General features: G+C 64.1%; 23 protein-coding genes and 2 pseudogenes. 10 read left to right on the top strand and 15 right to left on the bottom strand.

All coding sequences use genetic code 11. From position 1 onward, the window contains the following. Together CXY91_RS30710 and CXY91_RS05515 are read left to right on the top strand one after the other, a co-directional pair. Positions 1 to 263, top strand: a 263-nt coding sequence (locus CXY91_RS30710; RefSeq protein WP_210202597.1) for a hypothetical protein, incomplete at its 5' end; no start/stop codon positions are given. Further along, a complete protein-coding gene (locus tag CXY91_RS05515; protein WP_054207545.1) occupies positions 260 to 1,489 on the top strand; it encodes a Fic family protein in 1,230 nt (409 codons plus the stop codon). The genes CXY91_RS30710 and CXY91_RS05515, both read left to right, overlap by 4 nt. Before the next feature lie 48 nt (positions 1,490 to 1,537). Here CXY91_RS05515 and CXY91_RS05510 read toward each other — a convergent pair whose 3' ends face one another. Beyond that, positions 1,538 to 2,158 carry a recombinase family protein gene (locus CXY91_RS05510; RefSeq protein WP_054207546.1) on the bottom strand — a complete coding sequence of 207 codons (621 nt, stop codon included), beginning with the start codon at positions 2,156 to 2,158 and terminating at the stop codon, positions 1,538 to 1,540. A 114-nt stretch (positions 2,159 to 2,272) separates the two neighbouring features. Between CXY91_RS05510 and istA the strand changes: the two are divergent. From istA to CXY91_RS05490, 4 genes and pseudogenes are all read left to right on the top strand, one after another. Continuing rightward, positions 2,273 to 3,771, top strand: a pseudogene (istA, locus tag CXY91_RS05505) (IS21 family transposase). Beyond that, positions 3,771 to 4,499 (top strand): IS21-like element helper ATPase IstB, encoded by a 729-nt coding sequence (gene istB / locus CXY91_RS05500; protein WP_054207541.1) that lies wholly within the window; start codon positions 3,771 to 3,773, stop codon positions 4,497 to 4,499. Before istA ends, istB begins: the two are co-directional and overlap by 1 nt. A 149-nt stretch (positions 4,500 to 4,648) precedes the next feature. Next, a complete protein-coding gene (locus CXY91_RS30035) occupies positions 4,649 to 5,731 on the top strand; it encodes a coiled-coil domain-containing protein (protein WP_156330066.1) in 1,083 nt (360 codons plus the stop codon). Between the two features lie 41 nt (positions 5,732 to 5,772). Continuing rightward, positions 5,773 to 6,528 (top strand): abortive infection family protein, encoded by a 756-nt coding sequence (locus CXY91_RS05490; protein WP_054207539.1) that lies wholly within the window; start codon positions 5,773 to 5,775, stop codon positions 6,526 to 6,528. Here CXY91_RS05490 and CXY91_RS31275 read toward each other — a convergent pair. The 14 genes and pseudogenes from CXY91_RS31275 to CXY91_RS30820 form a co-directional block, all read right to left on the bottom strand. Next, complete coding sequence (locus CXY91_RS31275) at positions 6,525 to 6,710, bottom strand: DarT1-associated NADAR antitoxin family protein (RefSeq protein ID WP_047579392.1); 186 nt, start codon at positions 6,708 to 6,710, stop codon at positions 6,525 to 6,527. The two genes, CXY91_RS05490 and CXY91_RS31275, sit on opposite strands and share 4 nt — an antisense overlap. Positions 6,711 to 6,820: 110 nt before the next feature. Then, positions 6,821 to 7,387: a DUF1016 domain-containing protein gene (locus tag CXY91_RS30515; protein WP_197064358.1), complete on the bottom strand. Its 567-nt coding sequence runs from the start codon at positions 7,385 to 7,387 to the stop codon at positions 6,821 to 6,823. Then, positions 7,297 to 7,893 carry a DUF1016 N-terminal domain-containing protein gene (locus tag CXY91_RS30510; protein WP_199777366.1) on the bottom strand — a complete coding sequence of 199 codons (597 nt, stop codon included), beginning with the start codon at positions 7,891 to 7,893 and terminating at the stop codon, positions 7,297 to 7,299. The genes CXY91_RS30515 and CXY91_RS30510 overlap by 91 nt, the downstream gene beginning before the upstream one ends. Positions 7,894 to 8,060: 167 nt before the next feature. Then, the gene (locus CXY91_RS05475; protein WP_047579394.1) at positions 8,061 to 8,540 is read right to left on the bottom strand and encodes a DUF411 domain-containing protein; all 480 of its coding nucleotides are present in this window, start codon (positions 8,538 to 8,540) and stop codon (positions 8,061 to 8,063) included. A 5-nt stretch (positions 8,541 to 8,545) separates the two neighbouring features. Further along, positions 8,546 to 8,803, bottom strand: a complete 258-nt coding sequence (locus CXY91_RS05470; protein WP_047579395.1) for a heavy-metal-associated domain-containing protein — start codon at positions 8,801 to 8,803, stop codon at positions 8,546 to 8,548. 210 nt (positions 8,804 to 9,013) lie between these two features. Continuing rightward, a complete protein-coding gene (locus CXY91_RS05465; protein WP_054207538.1) occupies positions 9,014 to 9,688 on the bottom strand; it encodes a Spy/CpxP family protein refolding chaperone in 675 nt (224 codons plus the stop codon). A 171-nt stretch (positions 9,689 to 9,859) separates the two neighbouring features. Next, positions 9,860 to 10,093, bottom strand: coding sequence for a DUF2933 domain-containing protein (locus CXY91_RS05460; protein WP_067255018.1), 234 nt, complete (start codon positions 10,091 to 10,093; stop codon positions 9,860 to 9,862). 127 nt (positions 10,094 to 10,220) lie between these two features. Further along, complete coding sequence (locus CXY91_RS05455) at positions 10,221 to 11,222, bottom strand: YVTN family beta-propeller repeat protein (protein WP_054207537.1); 1,002 nt, start codon at positions 11,220 to 11,222, stop codon at positions 10,221 to 10,223. A gap of 604 nt (positions 11,223 to 11,826) precedes the next feature. Continuing rightward, on the bottom strand, positions 11,827 to 14,208 hold the full coding sequence (locus tag CXY91_RS05445) for a heavy metal translocating P-type ATPase (protein WP_054207536.1): 2,382 nt from the start codon (positions 14,206 to 14,208) through the stop codon (positions 11,827 to 11,829). 220 nt (positions 14,209 to 14,428) lie between these two features. After that, the gene (locus tag CXY91_RS05440) at positions 14,429 to 14,707 is read right to left on the bottom strand and encodes a copper-binding protein (protein WP_054207535.1); all 279 of its coding nucleotides are present in this window, start codon (positions 14,705 to 14,707) and stop codon (positions 14,429 to 14,431) included. A 23-nt stretch (positions 14,708 to 14,730) separates the two neighbouring features. Next, positions 14,731 to 14,973: pseudogene (locus tag CXY91_RS05435) on the bottom strand (cupredoxin domain-containing protein); the annotation flags it as partial. A gap of 2 nt (positions 14,974 to 14,975) precedes the next feature. After that, on the bottom strand, positions 14,976 to 15,473 hold the full coding sequence (locus tag CXY91_RS05430) for a DUF305 domain-containing protein (RefSeq protein WP_054207534.1): 498 nt from the start codon (positions 15,471 to 15,473) through the stop codon (positions 14,976 to 14,978). Positions 15,474 to 15,556: 83 nt separating this feature from the next. Further along, positions 15,557 to 15,892, bottom strand: a complete 336-nt coding sequence (gene copM, locus CXY91_RS05425; RefSeq protein ID WP_158673275.1) for a CopM family metallochaperone — start codon at positions 15,890 to 15,892, stop codon at positions 15,557 to 15,559. A gap of 80 nt (positions 15,893 to 15,972) precedes the next feature. Further along, entirely contained in the window at positions 15,973 to 16,305 is a 333-nt protein-coding gene (locus tag CXY91_RS30820) for a four-helix bundle copper-binding protein (protein ID WP_054207532.1), read from the bottom strand. Between the two features lie 125 nt (positions 16,306 to 16,430). On the opposite strand from CXY91_RS30820, the gene CXY91_RS05415 reads away from it, so the two are divergent. From CXY91_RS05415 to CXY91_RS05400, 4 genes are all read left to right on the top strand, one after another. Beyond that, the gene (locus CXY91_RS05415) at positions 16,431 to 16,883 is read left to right on the top strand and encodes a hypothetical protein (RefSeq protein WP_156450861.1); all 453 of its coding nucleotides are present in this window, start codon (positions 16,431 to 16,433) and stop codon (positions 16,881 to 16,883) included. A gap of 128 nt (positions 16,884 to 17,011) precedes the next feature. Next, positions 17,012 to 17,410, top strand: a complete 399-nt coding sequence (locus CXY91_RS05410; RefSeq protein WP_054207530.1) for a FixH family protein — start codon at positions 17,012 to 17,014, stop codon at positions 17,408 to 17,410. Further along, positions 17,407 to 18,822 (top strand): efflux RND transporter periplasmic adaptor subunit, encoded by a 1,416-nt coding sequence (locus CXY91_RS05405; protein WP_054207529.1) that lies wholly within the window; start codon positions 17,407 to 17,409, stop codon positions 18,820 to 18,822. The genes CXY91_RS05410 and CXY91_RS05405 overlap by 4 nt, the downstream gene beginning before the upstream one ends. Continuing rightward, on the top strand, positions 18,819 to 21,456 hold a 2,638-nt coding region (locus CXY91_RS05400; RefSeq protein ID WP_100959623.1), incomplete at its 3' end, for an efflux RND transporter permease subunit. The genes CXY91_RS05405 and CXY91_RS05400, both read left to right, overlap by 4 nt.

The following is a 21,456-nucleotide window of genomic DNA, read 5'->3' as shown; positions in this document are numbered from 1 at the left end:
GGCAATCCCTGGCCGCCTGCAATCTGGACTTCTGGCATGGTTTAGCTCCCTGGTCGCCCCAGCCGTCGTCAAGTTTGTTCTCTTTATGTTCCTTTTCTGTTATGCACGCAATCCCGGGGCGGCAGACAACGCACAGGGCAGCGCGACAGGCGCCACGATCGGAAGCGAACATCGGCAACCAAGATCGGCAAATGATTGCCCTTCTGCGCCGTAAGGGTATTGTTTCAAACAATATTCTTCCCGAGCGGATCCGGCAAAAATGATCGAAACTCCCAGTCGCATTGAGCCTGTCTTCTTCGAAGATCAGATCCCACAGGTTCTCGCGGACCTATCCATCGAGATTCAAAGGGAAGCGGGAAATCTTGGCCGAGGGCTTCATCCCGAGTCCGCAGCCGAGCTCGCCGACCTCGTTCGCATGATGAATTCCTACTACTCGAATCTGATTGAAGGGCACAACACCCGGCCGAAAGACATCGAGCGTGCCCTTGCCGGCGCCGAGCTGGAGCCGGAGACTCGCCCGCTTGCACTTGAGGCCAAGGCCCACGTGATGGTGCAACGCGAGATCGACGAAATGCACCTAAAAGGGACCCTATCAAGCCCAACGTCCGTAGATTTCCTACGCTGGTCGCATCGCGCATTCTACGACGAGATGCCCGAAGAGTTTAGGTTCATTAAGCGGCCGGACGGGATTCTGGCGGAAATCGTTCCGGGGGAGTTTCGTCAGAAGGCTGCCGACGACGTCGAGGTGGGGAGACATCTTCCACCCTCTTCGTCCCAGGTCCAGCCATTCATGGAGCACTTCGCAAAGCGATTTGGCGCAGCCGAGAACTGGCCCAGCACCAGGATCATCGCCATTGCCTCCGCTCACCACCGCCTGAACTACATCCATCCATTTCCCGACGGAAACGGTCGCGTCAGCCGCCTGATGTCGCATGCCATGGCACAGCGTGCGGGAATCGGGGGCTTTGGCCTCTGGTCCATTTCTCGGGGGTTGGCGCGAGGACTAAGAGATCGCGGCGAATACAAGAGGATGATGGACCACGCAGACAGCCCGCGCCGCGGCGATCTCGATGGTAGAGGAAATCTGTCGGCCGCTGCGCTGAAGGATTATTGCGAATGGTTCCTCTCGGTCGTACTCGACCAGATTCGATTTTCCGCCTTCATGTTTGACATCGAGCGGCTTGAAACCCGCTTCCGGATGCTGGTGCGCGATGTCCTCGACGATAAGCGTGCGCCGGATCTGATAGGTGTCATCCTAAAGCACGGCTCCCTGGATAGGGGTGACGCGCACCTTGCGCTGAAAACATCGGAGAGAACCGCCCGCAACACCATGGCCGACTTGCTCAAGGCTGGATTTTTAAGGTCTCCGTCGCCAAAAACGCCGGTCCGCATTGCGTTTCCACTCGACTATCGCGAAAGGCTGTTTCCAAACCTCTTCACTGATGCGGAGATATCGCCCCCAGAGCCGCCCCGCCTGAGTTCCGGGTGATCGCCACGTGGTTCCTCGTCGACGGGAGGCACTCGCGGCGCGGACGCCCTAGCGAGAATTGGCGGACTGCTCCCCGACAATGAGAGCCTGCTGTAGGGCTCTCACCTTGACCTCGTGCACCTCATCGCGAATCCGCATGATGGTCTGCCGACTGACATCGAAGCGCTTGGCCAACGGCGCGACCTTCTGGCCATCGTCTAGGGCCGATTTGATCTCGGTGCGCTGAGAGGAGGAGAGGGCGGTCGGCCTTCCGAGCTTCCTTCCCTCCGACTTCGCGCGGCGCAGGCCGGCGTTTGTCCGCTCGATGAGAAGATCTCGTTCGAATTGCGCGACGGCATTGATGACGTTCATGGTCATCTTCCCGGCCGGGCTCGCGAGGTCGACGCCTCCGAGGGCCAGGCAGTGAACGCGGACGCCCAACTCCTCGAGCTTGTGCACCGTGGAGCTGACGTCGATCGCATTTCGACCGAGCCGATCCATCTTCGTGACGATCAGGATATCGCCTCGCTCCAGTCGATCCAGCAGGCGGGTAAAGCCTGGACGGGCGGAAATTGCCACGCTCCCCGAAATGGTCTCGGAAATTACCCGGTGTGGCTCGACCCGAAAGCCGGCCGCCTCAATTTCCTGAATTTGGTTTTCGGTGGTCTGCCCGTTGGTGGAGACCCGGATGTGTTTCGGCGTGCAAGTTTGACCCCGTAAGGCGGGGGATCGGCGTCGAACTTTGACCCCCTTGAGCCGGTTTCGGTGAGACTGCCCGTTTGGTTTCAGACGGGCGGGCGGGGGATGAAGGGCGTGGATACGATTGCGCGGATCCGGCGCGAGTTTTCGGTCCGGGGCAAGACGATCAAGGAGATTGTCCGCGAGCTTCACGTCTCACGGAACACGGTGCGCAAGGTGCTGCGCTCGGGCGCGACGTCGTTCGAGTACGAGCGGACGGTTCAGCCGCAGCCGAAGATCGGGCCCTGGCGCCCGGATCTGGACCGGCTGCTGATGGCCAACGAGAACAAGCCGGCGCGTGAGCGGCTGACGCTGATCCGGATCTTCGAGGAGCTGCGTGGCCGCGGTTACGAGGGCAGCTATGATGCCGTTCGCCGCTACGCGCGGGGTTGGCGCCGCGAGCAGTCGGCGGTCACCGCCGATGCCTATGTCCCGCTGAGCTTCGCGCCCGGTGAAGCCTACCAGTTCGACTGGAGCCACGAGATCGTCGTCATCAACGGCGCGACGACCAAGGTGAAGGTCGCCCATCTGCGGCTCTGTCATTCGCGCATGCTGTTCGTACGGGCCTATCCCCGCGAGAGCCAGGAGATGGTCTTCGACGCCACGACCGGGGCTTCGCCTTCTTCAAGGGCGCCTGCACGCGCGGCATCTACGACAACATGAAGACGGCGGTGGAGACCATCTTCGTCGGCAAGGAGCGGGCCTATAACCGGCGCTTCCTGCAGATGTGCAGCCACTACCTGGTCGACCCCGTCGCCTGCACGCCGGCCTCTGGCTGGGAGAAGGGTCAGGTCGAGAACCAGGTCGGCCTCGTGCGCGAGCGCTTCTTCGCGCCCAGGCTCAGGGTCAAGAACTATGACGAGCTGAACGCCTGGCTGATGGATCAGGTGATCAGCTATGCCAAGGCGCATCGCCATCCCGAGCGACGCGACGTCACGATCTGGGAAGCCTTCGAAGCCGAGCGGCCGAGTCTCGTTCCCTATGTCGGGCGCTTCGACGGCTTCCATGCGTTGCCGGCAGCGGTGTCGAAGACCTGCCTGGTCCGCTTCGACAACAACAGGTACTCGGTCGCAGCCAGCGCGATCGGCCGGCCCGTCGAGATCCGCGCCTATGCCGACCGGATCGAGCTGCGTCAGGACGGTCGCATCGTCGGGGAGCACGCCCGGTCCTACGGCCGCGATCAGACGACCTTCGATCCCTGGCACTATGTTCCGGTGCTGGCCCGCAAGCCGGGCGCCCTGCGCAATGGAGCGCCCTTCAAGGACTGGATCCTTCCGGCTGCACTCGACCGGGTGCGTCGGAAGTTGGCGCCGGCGCAGGATGGTGACCGGCAGATGGTCGATATCCTGACCGCGGTGCTGAGCGACGGCTTGCCGGCGGTCGAAGCCGCCTGCGCCGAGGCATTGAAGCAGGGCGTGCATTCGGCCGACGTCATTCTCAACATCCTGGCCCGGCGCCGGGAGCCGGCAGCCGCGATCACCATCATGACGCCCGATGCGCTGCGCCTGCGCCATGAGCCCGCCGCCGATTGCGCCCGCTACGACAGCCTCAGGAGAGCCGTGTGATGGAACGCTCGGAGATTCTCGCCACCATGGGCGAGCTCAAGCTCTATGGCATGAAGGCCGCCTTCGACGAGATCATCACCACGGCGGTGAAGCGCCAGCACGAGCCCCAGCGCATCGTCGGCGACCTGCTCGCAGCCGAGATCGCCGAGAAGCAGGCGCGCTCGATCAAGTACCAGATCACCATCGCCAAGCTGCCGCTCGCCAAGGATGTCGGCGACTTCGTCTTCGACGGCACGCCGCTCAACGAGACGCTCGTCCGCGACCTGGCCGGCGGCAACTTCATCGCCCATCAGCGCAATGTCGTCCTCGTCGGCGGCACGGGGACCGGCAAGACTCATCTCGCCATCGCGATCGCCCGCGCTTGCATCCGTGCCGGCGCACGGGGGCGTTTCTTCAACGTCGTCGATCTCGTCAACAAGCTCGAGGCTGAGGCACGCGCCGGCAGGCAGGGTCGCATGGCCGACTATCTCTCGCGCATGGACTTCATCGTCCTCGACGAACTCGGCTATCTGCCCTTCGCCCAATCCGGCGGCCAGTTGCTGTTCCACCTGATCAGCAGGCTTTACGAACAGAGCTCCGTCATCGTCACCACCAACCTCGCCTTCGGCGAATGGCCCTCCGTCTTCGGCGACGCCAAGATGACCACCGCGCTCCTCGACCGGCTGACCCACCACTGCGACATCGTCGAGACCGGCAACGAGAGCTGGCGCTTCAAGAACAGGCTCTGAGCCACGCGCCGCCAGCGACCCGGAGCCGGCGCGGCTGCGCAAACCCGACCAGCTTCGCCGCGCCGCCTCCTCACCGTATCAGCTCATCAAGGGGTCAAGATTGGACGCCGATCGGGGGGCAATATTGCGCGCCGTTTGACAAGGAGACCTTGGAAGATCTCGATCGCCGGGTCCAGGAGCAGAGAGAACTCCGCGCTGAACTCATGTCCATGAAGTTCAAGGTGGCGCGTGCAGATCGAGCTCGGTCCGTTCTATCCGGAAGCGCATTCGAAAATTGCCCGCAATGCGGCCAGCCCCTCGCGGTTCATCGGGCCACGGAGGGAAGTTGCTATCTGTGCCTTCAGGTCGTGCTTCCGAGCAGCGATGAGATCAATCCCGCGAGCATCAGCAGCGATCTGGAAGCTAGGCTTACGGACATCGAACAGGCGATTCGTCGGCACGCCATCGCACGCAAGCGGCAGTTGGAGCGGATCGTAAAGCTCGTAGAAGACAAGGACCGGCTGGACCGCGACGTGTCGGAGTTATTGAGCGGCTACGAGACGGATCGCGCTGCCCGTTCGCGGCAAGCGGAACGTGAGGTTGCTGAAATTGAAGAACGCATAAGGTTTCTCAACCGGGTCAAGGCTATGCCCGGCGCCGTTACCGAAATGCTCGCCGAAGCCGACAAGCTGTCCGAGGTTATTTCGCGGCTGGAACGTGAGATCCGACAGGAGCAGATGCGGCTCAGCAAGGCCGATGAGAATTTCAGCGCGTTGGGCGCAAACTTCCTCGAAGCGTTGATCGCGACGCATGTTCCTGGGGTGGGACCCAAGGACACCGTCAACATCAACCGCAGGACGCTGATCCCGGAGATCTGGCCCGAAGGCGACGAAACGGCCGCCTATAGCTTTTTCACGGCCGGCAGCGGGGGAAAGAAGACTCTTTTCACGATCTGTTTCGCCTTGGCTCTCCACCGAACGGCGGCGATCAAGGGCATGCCGGTGCCCTCGCTGCTCATCATCGACACTCCGCTCAAGAACATCACTCCGGACATCAATCCCGAGCTGGTGGCGGCCTTCTACAAATACCTTTATCGGATCGCCGAGACGGACCTGCTGAATCATCAGATAGTGATTATCGATCAGGCGCTGGTCGAGCCGTCGCCAGAAAGCGCGTTGGATTTCGTCGATCGGCTGATGACGGAGGACGATCCCGAACATCCGCCGCTGATTTCGTATTATCACGGACCTTGAGCATTGCTTGAGCGCGCCTGGGCGAACTGAATGGCTAACCGATGACTTTTTACGATATGCCTGACAGTTGGCTGGAGCGTGCTCGGCTTCTTGAGAACGTCATGCGGGAGAGCTGCACCGGCGGCGAACGCGACGAGCCGATGTATTCGGCCTTGCGCAGCGAATTTATGCAGGACGACCAGCTCAAAGCCTTGTTGCCGGAGATGGTGCGGACGAACCGGACCCTCGCGTCCCTCTGGGGAGAGCTCGGCGAGATCGCGGGTTATAAGGGGCGGCGAAAGCACCTCAACGACGCCTTCACCCCGATCATCGATCACCTCGAAGGAGCGAACCGTGCGCCCCTCGATGTCGTCGCTGGTGATGCGTTGTCGACTTTCGACAGCGATGGCGTGCATACGGTCTGGACCAAAGCCTTGGCGCGGCGAACAACGGATCCCGAGGGCGCGATCACCATGGCCCGAACTCTGCTGGAGACGGTCTGCAAGCGCGTGCTCGACGAGCGGAATGAGACCTATGACGATCGGGCGGATCTGCCGGATCTGTACAAGGCGGTGGCCACCTCACTAAATCTAGCGCCTGACCAGCACACTGAGGCACCGATCAAGGCGATCCTTGGCAGCGCCATGAATTTGGTCAACGGCCTCGGCACTCTGCGGAACAGGCTGTCGGATTCGCACGGCCGCGGCGGCAAGATTCCAGTGAAACCCTCGCAGCGCCATGCCAGCCTTGCAGTCAACATGGCCGGAGCCCTGGCGGCCTTCATCGTGGAGACGCATCAAGAAAAAGCAGCCACCTAAATCGGCGGCAGCCTGGATGCGAAGTAATCGAAGTCGGCTGCGGCTTTCTCAAGCTCCGACCTTGCATTGAGGCTCTTGAATTCCGCGAACGCCCGGGCCGGGCAGTTGACCTGCTTCTCGGGGTTGAACTCATGAACGTCCTGCTCGGCGGCATCCTCTGGATCCAAAGCGACCGATCGCATTCCGCATAGCGGGCCACGGCAATCGCTCGATCTGGGGAAGCGAGGCAGGGCGAGATGTTGATCTTTCCCGGAAGAGGAGAGGCGGGAACTGGCCAGCGCCTCATAGGCACCTATCGAGGTCCGCCTGACATTCCCCCGCCGGAGCCATCACCATCATCCGGTTCATCGTGGATATTGAGGTGATCTTCCAACCCCGCCACGAGCACATCCGGGCTTGGGAGTGCTCTCGCAATTTCCGGCGGCAGCACCGTGTACTCCGATACGGCCATCGGCTTGTTCACGCCCCGCAGTGCATATTCCACGACGAGGCCGTTCTTCCCCCGGCAAAGGATCAGCCCGATGCTGGGGCTATCGCCTTCGGTCCGCAGCTTGTCGTCGACCCCCGCCAGGTAAAAGTTCATCTTCCCGGCGAACTCCGGTTCGAACTCGCCCATCTTCAGGTCGATGACAACGTGGCTGTGAAGCTTGGTGTGGTAGAAAAGGAGATCGAGGTAGTAGTCCTGGCCTCCAATATCGAGATGATACTGGCTTCCCATGAAGGAGAAGCCCTTCCCGAGTTCGAGCAGAAGATCCTTGATGCGATCGATCAGTGTCTTCTCGAGATGTCGTTCGTGCGCATCGCCTGCAATCTCGACGAAGTCGAGAACGTAGGGATCCTTGAACAGATTGATCGGCATCGGCCGGGAGACGTCATGGTCGATGTGAAGTTCGTGATCGCGCGACCTTGGCGATCATAGAGCTTCGTTTCAATTTGGTGCTTAAGGATATTGCGGCTCCAGCCGTGCTCGACCGCCGCTCGTGCGTACCAGAGCCGCTGCGCTTCGTCGGGGACGCTGTCGAGAAGCAGAACGTTCTGGCCCCAAGGCAATTGTGCAACAACCTGTTGCACAATTGCGGAATCTCCCCATTCCTGGGCGAATTTCCTCATATATTTCAGATTTCTACGGGAGAACCCTTTGACGTCCGGGAACTCCGAATGAAGATCGGCGGCGAGTTGATCGATGACGCGGGCACCCCAGCCATGGGTGGCCTGGCGCTCGAGAATCTCTCGCCCAATCCGCCAGTAAAGCAGGATCAGTTCGCTGTTGACGGCGAGGGCAGCACGATGCCGGGCCTGCTGGATCTCGCCCTTCAGGTTGCGTAGCCATTCGAGGTATTCGGGCGGGGTCGTCTGGAGAGGCATGCTTCGCTTTCGCGCTATTTTCCGCGCCATCATGCCATCCGGTTCGGCATCAGACCACGGGTCTGACCGCTGCTGGAACCGCGCTGGCAGTCTCGTGGTCGGAAAACCGCTCCATTGGCCAACCCGAAATCAGGCACTGCCTCGGCAAAGCGCCGATGCGACCCGGATCAGACGCGGTTCACGCCGCGGTAGCGCGCGAAGCTTGTCCGGCCCGACGATCCGAACAGGACGACCTCGTAGCTGTCCGGCGCCTTGCCGACGACCTCCATGCCGGGAGAACCCATCGGCATTCCCCGAACGGCGAGGCCGCGAGCCTGCGGCTTCTCGGCCAGGAGGCGCTTGACGGCGTCAGCCGGCACATGACCCTCGACGACGTAACCGGACACCTCCGCCGTGTGACAGGAGGCAAGGTCGCCCGGCACGCCGAGGCGGAGCTTCACTTGGTCGACGTCGGAGGATGTGACGACCTCGACGGGGAAGCCGGCGGCCTTCATGTGCTCCACCCAGCCACCGCAGCAGCCGCAGTTCGGATCCTTGGTCACGATCACCTTCGGCAGGTTGGCCTGCGCAAAGGCTCGTCCGGCCATCATCGCGGCCCCAGAGGTTCCGAGAACGGCGAGGAAGCTGCGGCGGTTGAGCATGAGCATCTCCTTCAGGCTGCGACCGGGGTATAGCCGGCCTTGGCGACGAGAGCCTTGATGGATGCCAGGTCGCTGCTCCCGCGGACGGACACCAACTTGGAAGCCGGATCGGCTTCGACCTGCGTGCCGGGCAGGCCCGTCTCGATCGCGTTCTTGATCGTGCCAGCGCAGTGACCGCAGGTCATGTCCTCGACCCGCAAGGTCAGGGCATTCGGATCACGTTCGGCCGCCTGATCCGGCCGGGAGGAGTGGTTGTTGCATCCGCACATGGAATGATCTCCGTTTCTCATCGACGTTGAGAGCAGCCTGCACCTTCCCATTATGGCAAGGTCAAGCGGCGTTTCATCACGACGCGCCGATGTCGCGACGGCACGTACCTTTCGAGGATGCCCTTGCGAGGCGCCAACCCCGTGTCCGCCCGCTTTCATCGGTTCGGAGCAGGACCTCGTTGCGAGCCAGGCTCCATCCGGGGTGGCGTATCAATGCTTGTTCGCGGTGTCGTCGTCAGAGCCGTCGGATCCGGGCATCATGGCGCCGCCGGGTCCCATCATTCCCCGACCCATCATGCCTTGCCCCATCATGCCTCGGCTGCCCATCCGGACGAGTGCCGGCAGCCGCCGCTTTTGGGCCTCGTCGAGGGTCGCGTGGAGCGGCGCGGCAGCGTCCGCGAGCTTGCGCATGGCGTCGGATCCCTGGCTCATATGGTCGGCCATGGTGCGCAGCATGTTCACCGGATCGTTTGCCGTCATCCCTCCTGTCTGGCGCATGGCCTGCATATGGCTGAGGTGGAGGGTCGCCAGGTTCCGGAGCGCGGTTTCGACAGGGGGCCATAGCTTTTCCTGGTCGGCGGTCAGCCTCAGCCCGGCATGGATGGACGCGATATGGGCTTCGGCGAAGGCACTCATATCCTCCGCCGAGAATTGGCCCATCATCCCTTGGCTGCCGCCGAGCATGCCTTGACCCTGCATCATCTGGCCCATAGGCATCGGCATTCCGGATTGGCCGGGCATCGCCTGAGGTTTTCCCGGCGCCGTGGATTGGGCCTGCGCCTTGGGGGCTTTACCTGGATGGTGCGGGTCACTGGAAGTCGGCGCCTGGGCCAGCGCGGGCCCGGCAAGGGTAACCAGGACGGTCGCGAGAACGGACATCTTCATGGCGGTGTCTCCTTTGAGCGGTCAAAAAGGGCAAGAACGGCGTCGGCGCAGCTTTCGCGGAATGGCCGCAGGCAGCGCCGATCAGGTTTTCGTCGGGCGCAGCCATTGGTCCCGGGGCCGCAAGGGCCCCAATGTTCCCGGCCGGGCCGCAGACGGCCCGGCCTTGGGCGGTCACTCCCGCTTGTCGTGGTGGCCGTGGCCGCCGTGCATGAACAGATGCATCAGGGGGCAGGCCAGCAGCAGGAGGTAGGGCAGTGCGGTCACGATGTGGCCGCCGTGGTTCGCGAGGAGGTAGATGCCGAGAGCGGCCAACGCGAGCGAGCAGACCCAACCCAGGGGCGTGTTGATCAGCAGGGTCCGCCAGGTTCGTGGCGACTCGGGGGCAGGAGTCGGTGTGGTGGGCATGTCGATCTCTCCCGGTGCGGAGCGTGCCGATCTTGGACCTTGCTTGCGAATGGCGCCTTGAGCGAAATCAAGCGAGGTACCGGAAAGGCTCGTTCCGCCCACCCGGTCTGCTCCCGCTTCCTGACACCTAGCGGGCGGCGATGCCGTTCGGCCCCTTGCCCACCGGATAGGCCTTCCCGGCCGAGAGGCTGCCGAGATCGATCGCGGAGATGGTGTTGGCGTAGGTGTTCGTGACGTAGGCCGTGCGACCGTCGCGAGCGATGACGATGCCGTGCGCTCCCTTGCCGACCGTCACGTTCCGGATCAGCTTGCCGTCCTCGAGCGCGACGACCGACACCCGGTTGTCCGGCTTCGCCGCCGAGCCCTGGTTCGCGACCAGGGCGGCCTTGCCGTCCGGCGTAACGTAGACCTGCACGGGTCCGTTTCCGACGGAGGCCTTCCGCAGCACCTTGCGAGCGTCGACGTCGATGATGGCGACCTTGTCCTCGCCGTTGAGCGAGACCACGAGGATGCGGCCGCTCCGGTCGAACGCGACCTGGACCGGCCGCTTTCCGACGGAGATATGCATGGCCTTCTCCGGATTGCGCGTATCCACCAACGAGACCGTGTCGCTCTTCATGTTGGCGACCGCGAGCAGGTTGCCGTCCGGCGATAGGCGCAGTCCATGCGGGTAGTTCTGCACGGGGATGCGACCGGTTACCCTACGCCCCGGGATATCGACCACCACCACCGAGTTGGTTTCGGCGTCGGTCAGGTAGGCGAAATGCCCTTGTGCGTCGGGGACGACATGCGCCGGATGCCCTCCCACGGTCACGACCTGCGGCGCGCCGGGCGCGTCGCCAGCGACGTCCATGAGAATGAGCTGCCCGCCCGCGGAGCCGTGAGCCGCATGGCTGCCGGACTGTGCCGCAGGCATGCCGGTCGCCAGGATGAGGCGGCCATCGGCGGTGACGTCGACGTTGTGCGGCGAGATCGGAATCGCCGCCGTGGTGGTTTTCGAGGTCTGGGAGTCGATGATGGAGAGGCTCTGCCCGTTCTCGTTGGCGACGACGATCGTGTCGGCCCGGGCGCCGGCGGCACCAAGGGATGTGACGAGGGCGAGTGCAATCTGGGTTCTGCGTGCGAACATCGCATTGTCCTTCCGAAATTCGAATTGAACTGGGTCCCGGTGCCCACGCAGGCCGCGACATCACGGAAGCGGCGGGGTCGGGATTCGGTTGGGTTACGCGATGGATTTTGGCGGTTTGAATCGCACCTCCGGGATTGCCCCGGCCAGCATCAGGTCATTCCCGGGCTGGAGGCAGATGGGTTCGGGCCATCCCGGGAAAGGGGCACCGGCACGGATCATCGCCGGGGGCACGACGAGGCAGCTCGAGGAAGCGCCGAGACAGTCCTGGTCACAGGAAGGGCCGCCCGCCGTTCCCTCGGCGCTGTCTTGATCCGCGTTTCGGCCGTGATGGATGGAGGCCGCCGCCGGGTCGACGTGCCCATGCTCCATGACCAAGGACAGGTGCGTGGCAGGACCGGGCGCCGAAAAGGCAGGCGTCGCCATGCGACCGACCACGAGAACCATCGCGGCGACCGCGAGGAGCATGGCCATCAGCGGAGACAGAGCTTTTTTGCGACGCCTCTTCATTGCAGGAAGTCTACCCGGTTGGCGGACCGAAACCTTGCGCTGCATCAAACAGCCGGACGGACCGGGCGGCTCCCGATGGAACTGCCCGGCCCGGCAACTACAGTCGTACCGTGCGCAGGCGGATCGCGTTGCCGATCACGCTGACCGACGACAGGGCCATCGCGGCCGCCGCGATGATCGGCGACAGCAGGATGCCGAAGAACGGGAAGAGCACTCCCGCCGCCACCGGCACGCCGAGCGCGTTGTAGATGAAGGCGAAGAACAGGTTCTGACGGATGTTGCGCATCACGGCCTGCGACAGCCGTCGCGCCCGCACGATTCCGGTCAGGTCACCTTTCAGCAGGGTCACGCCCGCACTTTCCATCGCCACGTCGGTGCCCGTGCCCATGGCGATGCCGACATCCGCCGCCGCCAGCGCCGGCGCGTCGTTGACGCCGTCGCCCGCCATGGCGACCACCCTGCCGTCCGCCTTGTAACGCTGGACCACGGCACTCTTCTGGTCGGGCAGGACCTCGGCCTCGACCTCGTCGATTCCGAGCCGCCTGGCGACCGCCTTCGCGGTCGTCCAGTTGTCGCCGGTGAGCATCACGACCCGGATGCCTTCCGCCCTGAGCCCGGCGAGCGCCTCCGGCGTCGAAGTCTTGACCGGATCCGCAATGGCGATGGCACCCGCCGCCTTCCCGCCGATTCCGGCGAAGATCACCGTGGCGCCGTCCTCGCGCAACTTGTCCGCCTGGTCCGCCAGGCGAGCGGGATCGATGCCATGCTCGGTCAGGAAGGCCGCGTTGCCGAGCACGACGCGCCGTCCCTCGACGGTACCCAGCGCTCCCTTGCCGGTGGGCGAATCGAAATCGGCGACCGGCGCAGTGGCGATGCCTTGCTTGTCGGCGGCCGCGACGATGGCCAGCGCCAACGGATGTTCGCTCGCTCGCTCCACGCTGGCTGCCAGGCGCAGGATTTCGGCTTCGTCAAAGCCCGGAGCCGGAACCACGGCAGTCACGGATGGCTTGCCCTCCGTGAGGGTTCCGGTCTTGTCGACCACGAGGGTGTCGACCTTCTCCATGTGTTCCAAGGCCTCGGCATTCTTGATCAGAACGCCCGCCTGGGCGCCGCGGCCGACCCCCACCATGATCGACATCGGCGTGGCGAGACCAAGCGCGCATGGACAGGCGATGATGAGCACCGCCACGGCCGCAACGAGGCCGTAGGAAAACCGCGGCTCGGGACCCCAGAACGCCCATGCGATGAAGGCGAGTGCCGCAATGCCGATGACCGCGGGCACGAAGTAGCCCGAGACGTGATCGGCCAATCGCTGGATCGGGGCGCGGCTGCGCTGGGCCTCCGCCACCAGTTGGACGATCCGCGACAGCATCGTGTCGTGCCCAACCTTCTGCGCCTCGATCACGAGGCCGCCGGACTGGTTCATCGTGCCCCCGATGGCCGCGGCGCCGACTTCCTTGGTGACTGGCATCGACTCGCCAGTGACCATCGACTCGTCGACCGCGCTGCGCCCCTCGACGACGACACCATCGACGGGAACCTTCTCGCCCGGCCTCACCCGCAGGCGGTCGCCGACCTGCACGGTGTCGAGCTGGACCTCCTGCTCGGTGCCGTCGGGCATGATCCTGCGGGCCGTCTTGGGCGCGAGGTCGAGCAGGGCGCGAATGGCCCCGCTGGTGCTCTCCCGGGCCCGCAGTTCGAGCACCTGCCCGAGCAGGACGAGAACCGTGATGACGGAAGCCGCTTCGAAGTACACGGCCACCGAACCGTCATGGCCTCGGAACGCGGCCGGGAAGATCCCGGGCGCCAGCGTCGCCACCATGCTGTAGATCCAGGCCACGCCCGTGCCCATGGCGATGAGCGTGAACATGTTGAGGTTGCGCGAAACCAGCGACTGCCAGCCACGCTCGAAGAACGGCCAGCCTGCCCACAGCACGACAGGAGTCGCGAGCAGCATCTGGATCCAGTTCGAGGTCTGCTGGCCGACATAGTGGCCCAGACCCGTCAGGTGCCCGCCCATTTCCAACACGACCACGGGCAGAGAAAGCGCGAGTCCGATCCAGAACCGGCGCGTCATGTCGATCAGTTCGTGGCTGGGACCGGTCTCCGCCGTCGCGAGCACGGGTTCGAGCGCCATGCCGCAGATCGGGCAGGAACCCGGTCCCACCTGTCTGATCTGGGGATGCATCGGGCAGGTGTAGATCGTGCCTTCCGGCACGGGTTCAGCCTTCCGGGCCGCCGCCGGCTCGACGTATTTGGCGGGCTCAGCCATGAATTTCGACTGGCAGCCGGAGGAGCAGAAGTAATAGGGCTTGCCCTCGTACTGCGCCCGGTGCGTGGTCGCGTGCGGGTCGACCGTCATCCCGCAGACCGGGTCCTTCACCTGCCCGGCTGCTCCCTCATGCTCATGATGATGTCCCCCATGGAGGCCATGGTCATGATGATGGCCATGGTCCTTGCTGGTTGGGGTGTCGGTCATGACGGTTCTCCGGGCAGGCATCGATAAGCTGCGGCAAGGTTGGGGCTTCCCATGATGGGAAGGTCAAGCGCGTGCCTCCGGGGCTCCAGCCATCGACGCGATCGAGGCGGGTCTCGACCTCCGTGAACCACCTCAAGACTTGCCGCATCAAGGTGTCCCGAAGGGCCGATCCAGCGCAAGCAAACCGGTGAATGCCTGTGACCCGGATCGGCCGTTTAGGTCACTTCGCCTTTTGAAGCTTGGTGACCGTGATCTGGCCGTTGACGCGGTCTGCGTCGAACTTGATCTTGTCTCCGGCCTTCAGCCCTTTGAGCATGGCGGGATCGCCCGCGCGGAACACCATGGTCATGGCATCCATGTCGAGGTTCTTGATGGCGCCGTGGTTGATGGTGAGCTTGCCCTGGGCCTCGTCGACCTTGGTGACGGTGCCATTGACCGACTGGGCGGCAGCCGGCAGCGCGACCATCAGGAATGCGAGGGTGGCGGTGGTCTTCAGCATGGGATGATCCTTTCCTCTGACGCTTACTTGACGATGATCTTGCCGGTCATGCCCGCTTCGCGATGGCCGGGGATCAGGCAGGAGAAGTCGAACTCGCCCGCCTTGGTGAAGGCCCAGACGATCTCGCCCGTCTTCTTCGGCGCGAGCCGCTTGGCGTTCGGATCGTCGTGTTCCATGTCGGGATTCTTCTGCATCTCGATGGCATGCTTGAGGTTCTCCTCCAGCGTGGCCAGCACCAGCTCGTGGTCGAGTTCGCCGTTGGGGCGTCCTACAGCCGACCTCTTATCGCCTCCATCTGCTGGATCTCCTCGCGTTGTGCCTTCGTGATCGCCTCGCACAACCTCCTCAGATCCGGATTGGCGAGCTTCGCCTCACGACACATGAGGATCGCGCCGGAGTGATGCGGGATCATCGAGTCGACGAACTGGCGATCGTCGATCAGGGTCTGGCTTCGCGTTCCGTAAAACGATGCGACGGTGAGAAACGCAAGGGCGACGTAGTGAATGGTGTTGGCACTCTTGTTCGGGAACATGCCCGGCATCGTCGCCAGCATGAGGATGCCCATCGGCGCCCACATCGTGACCGCCATGTAGAACATGTTCAGATTGTTCCGGAAGTCGCGCCAGCCGTCGATCATCGAGAACATCACGACGTACATGACGATCAGGCCGAGGATCATGTTCAGCCAGAACATCAGATAAGATCTGCCATGCGAGCCGTGACCGCCTTGGGAAGGGCTGCCGTGGGCCCGGTGGTGGTTTTGCATATCCGTCTCCACTGGGCGTGAAAGCGGACGCCACACCCGTCGCGATGAGAACGAAGGTGGCCAGCGCCCGTAGGAAGCAGGGGCTACTGGCCCTTGGCTTTCAGCCATTGCTCGATCGTTTCGACCTCGCGCTGTTGACTGCTGACGATCTCACCCGCCAGCTTTTTGACCGATGGATCCTTGCCGTTCGCGAGTACGACCTTGGCCATCTCGATCGCGCCCTGGTGGTGAGCCTTCATCTGCGTCATGAAATCGACGTCGGCATCGCCCGTGAAGGTCGTCGGCATGGACTGCATCATGTGCATCATCGCCGCCTTGTATTCCTTGGTCGACGCGGAGTCCGAGGCATCCGGCATGATCATCTTCATGGGCATGTCGTGGCCCGTATCGGGCTTGGGAGCTGGCTGGGCGAATGCCACGGTCACGATCGATGCCGCAAGGCAGGCAATCACTGTGAGGTTTCTCATGTGAGTTCTCCCTAGGATAAGGAGGCGAGCGGCTATGCCGCCATCTTCCGGCAACTTTCGGCACACCGCCGACAGGCCCGGACGCAGTCGTCCATATCTCCGATCCGTTCGCATTCGTTGGCGCAGTCCTCGCAGATATCGGCGCACTCGGCGCAGAGATGCTTGTGATGCCGCGAGCCGATGATCATGACCTGGGCGCTGGCGCGACAAGTCTCGGCACAGGCGAGCATCAATTGGATGTGATCCGGGCTGGCATGGTCGCCACCGAGCTTGAGGCAATGGTTGGTGCTCATGCCCAGGCAGGCCTGGTAGCAGCGCAAACATTCGTCAATGCATGCCTGCATCTCGGGGGACGTTTGGTGCACGATCGTTCTCCCTGAAGCTGTTGCGGTTCCATTGAAGGGCTACTCGGGGAAGACGCGTGCGACTGTGAGGAGTTCCTGTCTGAAACAATCTGTAACAATGCGGCGCGGGACGCCCTCGACGGTTATTGACGAGCCGCAACGACGACGGTCGAAGGCCCTGCGATGACGAACTGTTGAAAGTTCCCTCCTTCCTCTGTTTTGGGCGCTGTGCCATTTTCGGTGTCATGAAGCTTCGGCTCGTTGCGCATTGTCTGATTCTGGCCCTGTTCGTCGCGGCCACCACGTTGGCTGCCTTCGTCAGCCCGGCGAGGGCCGGATTCGAGCGGGCCGATACCGTTGAAATGGCGATGCTGATGGACGGTGCCATGCCGTGCTGTCCGACGGATCACGACAAGGCCAAGGACTGCACGACCAACTGTCCGGCGCTGAGCTTCTGCCTGACCAAGTGCTTCGCCAGCGAGCCGACGTCGTTCGTCACGCTCGCCAGGGCGTTCGTCGCCGAGCTCGGCCTGACCGGAGACGAGGCCACGCGTCAGTCTCGTCCGTTCGAGCCACCCGCGCGACCTCCACGAAGCTGAGGCATCGCCGGCGCGAACCGCGCTGGCTTCGTCCGCACGGGACTTCCGGGCGGACGGTGAGCCGTGGCCAACGCCACGTCCGAGGCTGTGCGCCTGTGCGGCAGCCTGATGCACTCAGGACTACGAACATGACCCTCATCAACACGTTGCGCGTGCTTGCCGCAGCGCTTCCGCTCGCCGCCGTTTCGCTCCCGGCGCTCGCGGACATCAAGGATTACGAGTTCCGGCTCGTGCAGAACGAGATCAAGCAGGGCAACGGCGTCGTCGTCGCCGTGACGCTCATCGACAAGCGTTCGGGCAAGCCCGTCCCGGACGCGGTGATCTTCGCCCAGCGCATCGACATGGCACCCGACGGGATGGAGATGATGGCCTCGCCGATCGAGACGATGCCGTCGACCGAGTCGGGCACCTACCGCTTCAAGACGAACCTGACGATGGCCGGCGGTTGGCGGCTCTCGCTCGGCGCCAAGGTCCAGGGCGAAACCGGCACGCTCGAAAACAAGCTGATCCTCAAGGCCCTGCCATGAAACCCAACGCCCTCACGGGCCTCGCTCTCGCCGCCATGCTGGCGGCGGGAGGTGCGGGCTATTGGGCCGGACATCGCGGCCTTGCGGTCGGCTGGCGTGATTGGCTCGGCATCGAAGGTTCGCTCGCGGCAAACGAGCCTGCCGGAACCGGACCGATCATCTACTATCAGGATCCGGACCGGAAGCCGGTCTATTCGGCGCAGCCGCGCCAGACCGATGACGGCAGGCCCTTCACGGCCGTCCGCGCCAGCCAGGACGTCAGCTTCGAGGTGAAGCCTCCGAGCGAGGAGCGGATGGCGCAGGCCGACCCGAAGCGCGTTCTCTACTACCGCAATCCCATGGGGCTCCCGGATACGTCGCCGGTTCCGAAGAAGGACTCGATGGGGATGGACTATCTCCCCGTCTACGAAGGCGAGGGAAACGAGGACGGCGTCATCAAGCTCTCGCCCGGGCGCATCCAGCGCAGCGGCGTGCGCTCCGAACCCGTCCGGCGTCAGAACATCGTCCAGACGATTCACGTGCCCGGCGTGGTGCAACTCGACGAGCGACGGGTTTCGGTCGTGACGATCCGGGCGGATGCCTTCGTCCAGGAGGTCGCTCCGATCACGACCGGTGACCGCGTCACGAAGGGGACCAAACTGGCGCGGATCTATTCGCCGGAGATCAGCACCGCCGGCGCGCAGTTCATCACCGAGCTCAATGCCGCCGCGCGCGGCGTGCCCGAAGGCGGCGCAAGGCAGCGTCTCGAAAACCTCGGCGTCCCGCCGGAGGTCATCGCCGAGATCGAGCGCAGCCGAAAGGTGCCGCTGACGATCAACTGGTCGGCGCCGCGCGACGGCATCGTGCTGGAACGTTCGGTCAGTGACGGCATGAAGATGACGGCCGGCGGCAGTCTGTTCCGGCTCGCCGACATCTCGACGATCTGGGTTCTGGCCGATGTTCCGGAACGCCAACTGGCGGCCGTCGGCATCGGCGCGCCAGCCACGGTGCGATTGCGCGGCCGTCCGGGGAGTTCCTTCGAGGGACGCGTCAGCGTGATCTACCCGGAGATTGCCGAGGCGACGCGCACGGCAAAGGTCCGCATCGAGATCGGCAACCGCGACGGCATGCTGCTGCCGAACATGTATGCCGACGTCGATATCGGCTCCGATGACCCAGCTCCGCAGCTCGCGGTTCCCGACAGCGCCGTGATCGACAGCGGCTCGCGCCGGGTCGTCATTCTTGATCTGGGCGAGGGTCGGTTCGAGCCGCGCGAGGTCAAGCTCGGCCGCCGCGGCGATGGCAGGGTCGCGATCACCGAGGGGGTCGCCGAGGGCGATCGCGTCGTCGTCTCGGCCAACTTCCTGATCGATGCCGAGAGCAACCTTAAGGCCGCCCTGGGCGGCTTCGCCCAGCCGGAGGCCAAGCCATGATCGCCCGCCTGATCGCCTGGTCGGCGCGCAACCTGATCCTCGTCTTCGTTGCCGCCGCCTTCGCTGTGGCGGCGGGTGTTTATGCGTTGAAGACCCTGCCGCTCGACGCGATCCCCGACCTCTCCGATGTCCAGGTCATCGTCTACACCGAGTACCCCGGCCAGGCACCTCAGGTGATCGAGGACCAGGTCACCTATCCGCTGACCACCTCGATGCTGACCGTGCCGAAGGCGCGCGTCGTGCGCGGCTTCTCCTTCTTCGGCGTCTCCTTCGTCTACGTCATCTTCGAGGACGGCACGGACCCGTACTGGGCGCGCTCGCGCGTGCTCGAATATCTCAACGCCGCCGCCCGCCGGCTTCCCGCCGGCGTCTCGCCGACATTGGGACCCGACGCCACCGGCGTCGGCTGGGTCTACCAATACGCCGTCATGGCCAAGGACATGACGCTAGCCGAGTTGCGCTCGGTCCAGGACTGGTCGGTGCGCTTCGCCGCGTCGCGCGCGGAGGGCGTAGCCGAGGTCGCCAGCGTCGGCGGCTTCGTCAAGCAATACGCGATCATCGTCGATCCCGTGCGGCTGCGCGCCCAGGGCGTCTCGCTCGCGACGCTGCGCGAGGCGGTCCGCAGCAGCAATATGGACGTCGGCGGACGCACGGTCGAGCTTAGCGAGTTCGAGTTCATGGTTCGCGGCCGCGGCTACCTGAAGTCGATCGCCGATATCGAGAACATCGTCCTGAAGAGCGATCGGGGCGTGCCGCTGCGCCTCTCCGACGTCGCCCGTGTCGAACTCGGTCCGGATGAGCGGCGCGGCATCACCGAACTCAACGGCGAGGGGGAGGTCGCCAGCGGTATCATCCTGCAACGCTTCGGCGCCAACGCGCTCTCCGTGATCGAACACGCCAAGGCACGTCTTGCCGAGGTCGCGGCGAGCCTGCCGGGCGGGGCTGAGATCGTGCCGGTCTACGACCGCTCCGGGTTGATCGAGCGGGCGATCGAGACGCTGAAGGGCACGCTGATCGAGGAGAGCATCATCGTCGCGCTGGTCTGCATCGTCTTCCTACTGCATCTGCGCAGCGCCCTGGTCGCGATCATCATGCTGCCCGTCGGCATCCTGATCGCGTTCGCGGCGATGAAGGCGCTGGGGCTGGGCTCCAACATCATGAGCCTGGGCGGCATCGCCATCGCGGTCGGCGCCATGATCGACGCCGCCATCGTCATGATCGAGAACGCGCACAAGCATCTCGAACGCAGCACCCCGGGCAAGCCGCGCATCGAGATCATCATCGAGGCGGCAAGCGAGGTCGGGCCGGCGCTGTTCTTCAGCCTGCTCGTGATCACCGTCTCCTTCCTGCCGATCTTCACGCTGGAGGGGGAGGAGGGTCGCCTGTTCGGGCCGCTCGCCTACACCAAGACCTTCGCGATGGCGGCGGCCGCCTTCCTGTCGGTGACTTTGGTGCCGGCGCTGATGGTGGTCTTCATCCGGGGCCGGATCATCCCGGAGCACAAGAACCCGATCAACAGGGTTCTGATCTGGCTCTACCGGCCGCTGATCGGGGGCGTGCTCAGGGCCAGGGTGCTGACCATCCTGCTGGCGCTCGCGTTGCTGGGCGTCAGCGTCTGGCCGGCGCGACAGCTCGGCTCGGAGTTCATGCCGACGCTGAACGAGGGCACGCTGATGTACATGCCCACGACCCTGCCGGGCATCTCCGTCACCAAGGCGGCCGAGCTGCTCCAGACGCAGAACCAGATCATCCGCTCCTTCCCGGAGGTCGCCTCGGTCTACGGCAAGGCCGGCCGCGCCCAGACCGCGACCGATCCGGCCCCGACCGAGATGTTCGAGACCATCATCAACCTGAAACCGAAGGCGGAATGGCGCGAAGGCGTCACGCTCGACAGCCTCAAGGCGGAGATGGACAAGGCGCTCCAGTTCCCCGGCGTCTCCAACGCCTGGACGCAGCCCATCCGCGCGCGCATCGACATGCTCGCGACCGGCATCCGCACGCCGATCGGGGTCAAGGTGTTCGGCACCGATCTCGCCCAGATGGAGGCGATCTCTCGCCAGATCGAGACGGTGCTGAAGGCCGTCCCGGGCACGAGCAGTGCCTATGCCGAGCGCGTCATCGGCGGCTATTTTCTCGACATCGTGCCGGACCGGATCGCACTCGGCCGCTACGGGCTTTCCGTTGGCGACGTCCAGAATGCGGTCGTGATGGCGATGGGCGGCGAGACCGTGACGACGACGGTCGAAGGGCGCGAGCGCTACGGGGTGGCGATCCGCTATCCTCGCGACCTGCGCTCCGATCCGCAGGCGATCGCGCGCGAGGTCCAGGTCTCGACGCCGTCCGGCGCCAGCTTGCCGCTCGGCGAGGTCGCAAGCGTCGAGCGCAAGCGTGGCGCCACCTCGATCCGGACCGAGAATGGCGAGCTCGCGGTCTACATCTTCGTCGATACGGTCGGGCGCGACCTCGGCGGCTACGTTCGCGACGCCCAGAACGCGATCGCGCAGAGCGTCAAGCTGCCCGCGGGCTTCCGCATCGCCTGGAGCGGTCAGTTCGAATATCTCGAACGGGCCGAGGCACGCCTCAAGCTGGTCGTGCCGGTGACGCTCGCGATCATCTTCCTGCTGCTCTACCTGA

The sequence above is a fragment of the Allobosea sp. FBZP-16 genome (genome assembly GCF_002831785.1).
In the GTDB taxonomy this organism is placed as follows: Bacteria; Pseudomonadota; Alphaproteobacteria; order Rhizobiales; family Beijerinckiaceae; genus Allobosea; species Allobosea lupini.
The sequence above is the reverse complement of the archived record's forward strand: the minus strand, read 5'-3'. Positions and strand labels throughout refer to the sequence as shown.

Coding starts and splice junctions, on each gene's coding strand:
- CXY91_RS05515 (WP_054207545.1), top strand. CDS start 260: ATGATCGAAACTCCCAGTCGCATTGAGCCTGTCTTCTTCGAAGATCAG.
- istB (WP_054207541.1), top strand. CDS start 3,771: ATGGAACGCTCGGAGATTCTCGCCACCATGGGCGAGCTCAAGCTCTAT.
- CXY91_RS05490 (WP_054207539.1), top strand. CDS start 5,773: ATGACTTTTTACGATATGCCTGACAGTTGGCTGGAGCGTGCTCGGCTT.
- CXY91_RS31275 (WP_047579392.1), bottom strand. CDS start 6,710: ATGCGATCGGTCGCTTTGGATCCAGAGGATGCCGCCGAGCAGGACGTT.
- CXY91_RS30515 (WP_197064358.1), bottom strand. CDS start 7,387: ATGCCGATCAATCTGTTCAAGGATCCCTACGTTCTCGACTTCGTCGAG.
- CXY91_RS30510 (WP_199777366.1), bottom strand. CDS start 7,893: ATGCCTCTCCAGACGACCCCGCCCGAATACCTCGAATGGCTACGCAAC.
- CXY91_RS05475 (WP_047579394.1), bottom strand. CDS start 8,540: ATGCTCATGCTCAACCGCCGCAGCTTCCTCGCCGTTCTCGGAACCTCT.
- CXY91_RS05470 (WP_047579395.1), bottom strand. CDS start 8,803: ATGTGCGGATGCAACAACCACTCCTCCCGGCCGGATCAGGCGGCCGAA.
- CXY91_RS05465 (WP_054207538.1), bottom strand. CDS start 9,688: ATGAAGATGTCCGTTCTCGCGACCGTCCTGGTTACCCTTGCCGGGCCC.
- CXY91_RS05460 (WP_067255018.1), bottom strand. CDS start 10,093: ATGCCCACCACACCGACTCCTGCCCCCGAGTCGCCACGAACCTGGCGG.
- CXY91_RS05455 (WP_054207537.1), bottom strand. CDS start 11,222: ATGTTCGCACGCAGAACCCAGATTGCACTCGCCCTCGTCACATCCCTT.
- CXY91_RS05445 (WP_054207536.1), bottom strand. CDS start 14,208: ATGACCGACACCCCAACCAGCAAGGACCATGGCCATCATCATGACCAT.
- CXY91_RS05440 (WP_054207535.1), bottom strand. CDS start 14,707: ATGCTGAAGACCACCGCCACCCTCGCATTCCTGATGGTCGCGCTGCCG.
- CXY91_RS05430 (WP_054207534.1), bottom strand. CDS start 15,473: ATGCAAAACCACCACCGGGCCCACGGCAGCCCTTCCCAAGGCGGTCAC.
- CXY91_RS05410 (WP_054207530.1), top strand. CDS start 17,012: ATGACCCTCATCAACACGTTGCGCGTGCTTGCCGCAGCGCTTCCGCTC.
- CXY91_RS05405 (WP_054207529.1), top strand. CDS start 17,407: ATGAAACCCAACGCCCTCACGGGCCTCGCTCTCGCCGCCATGCTGGCG.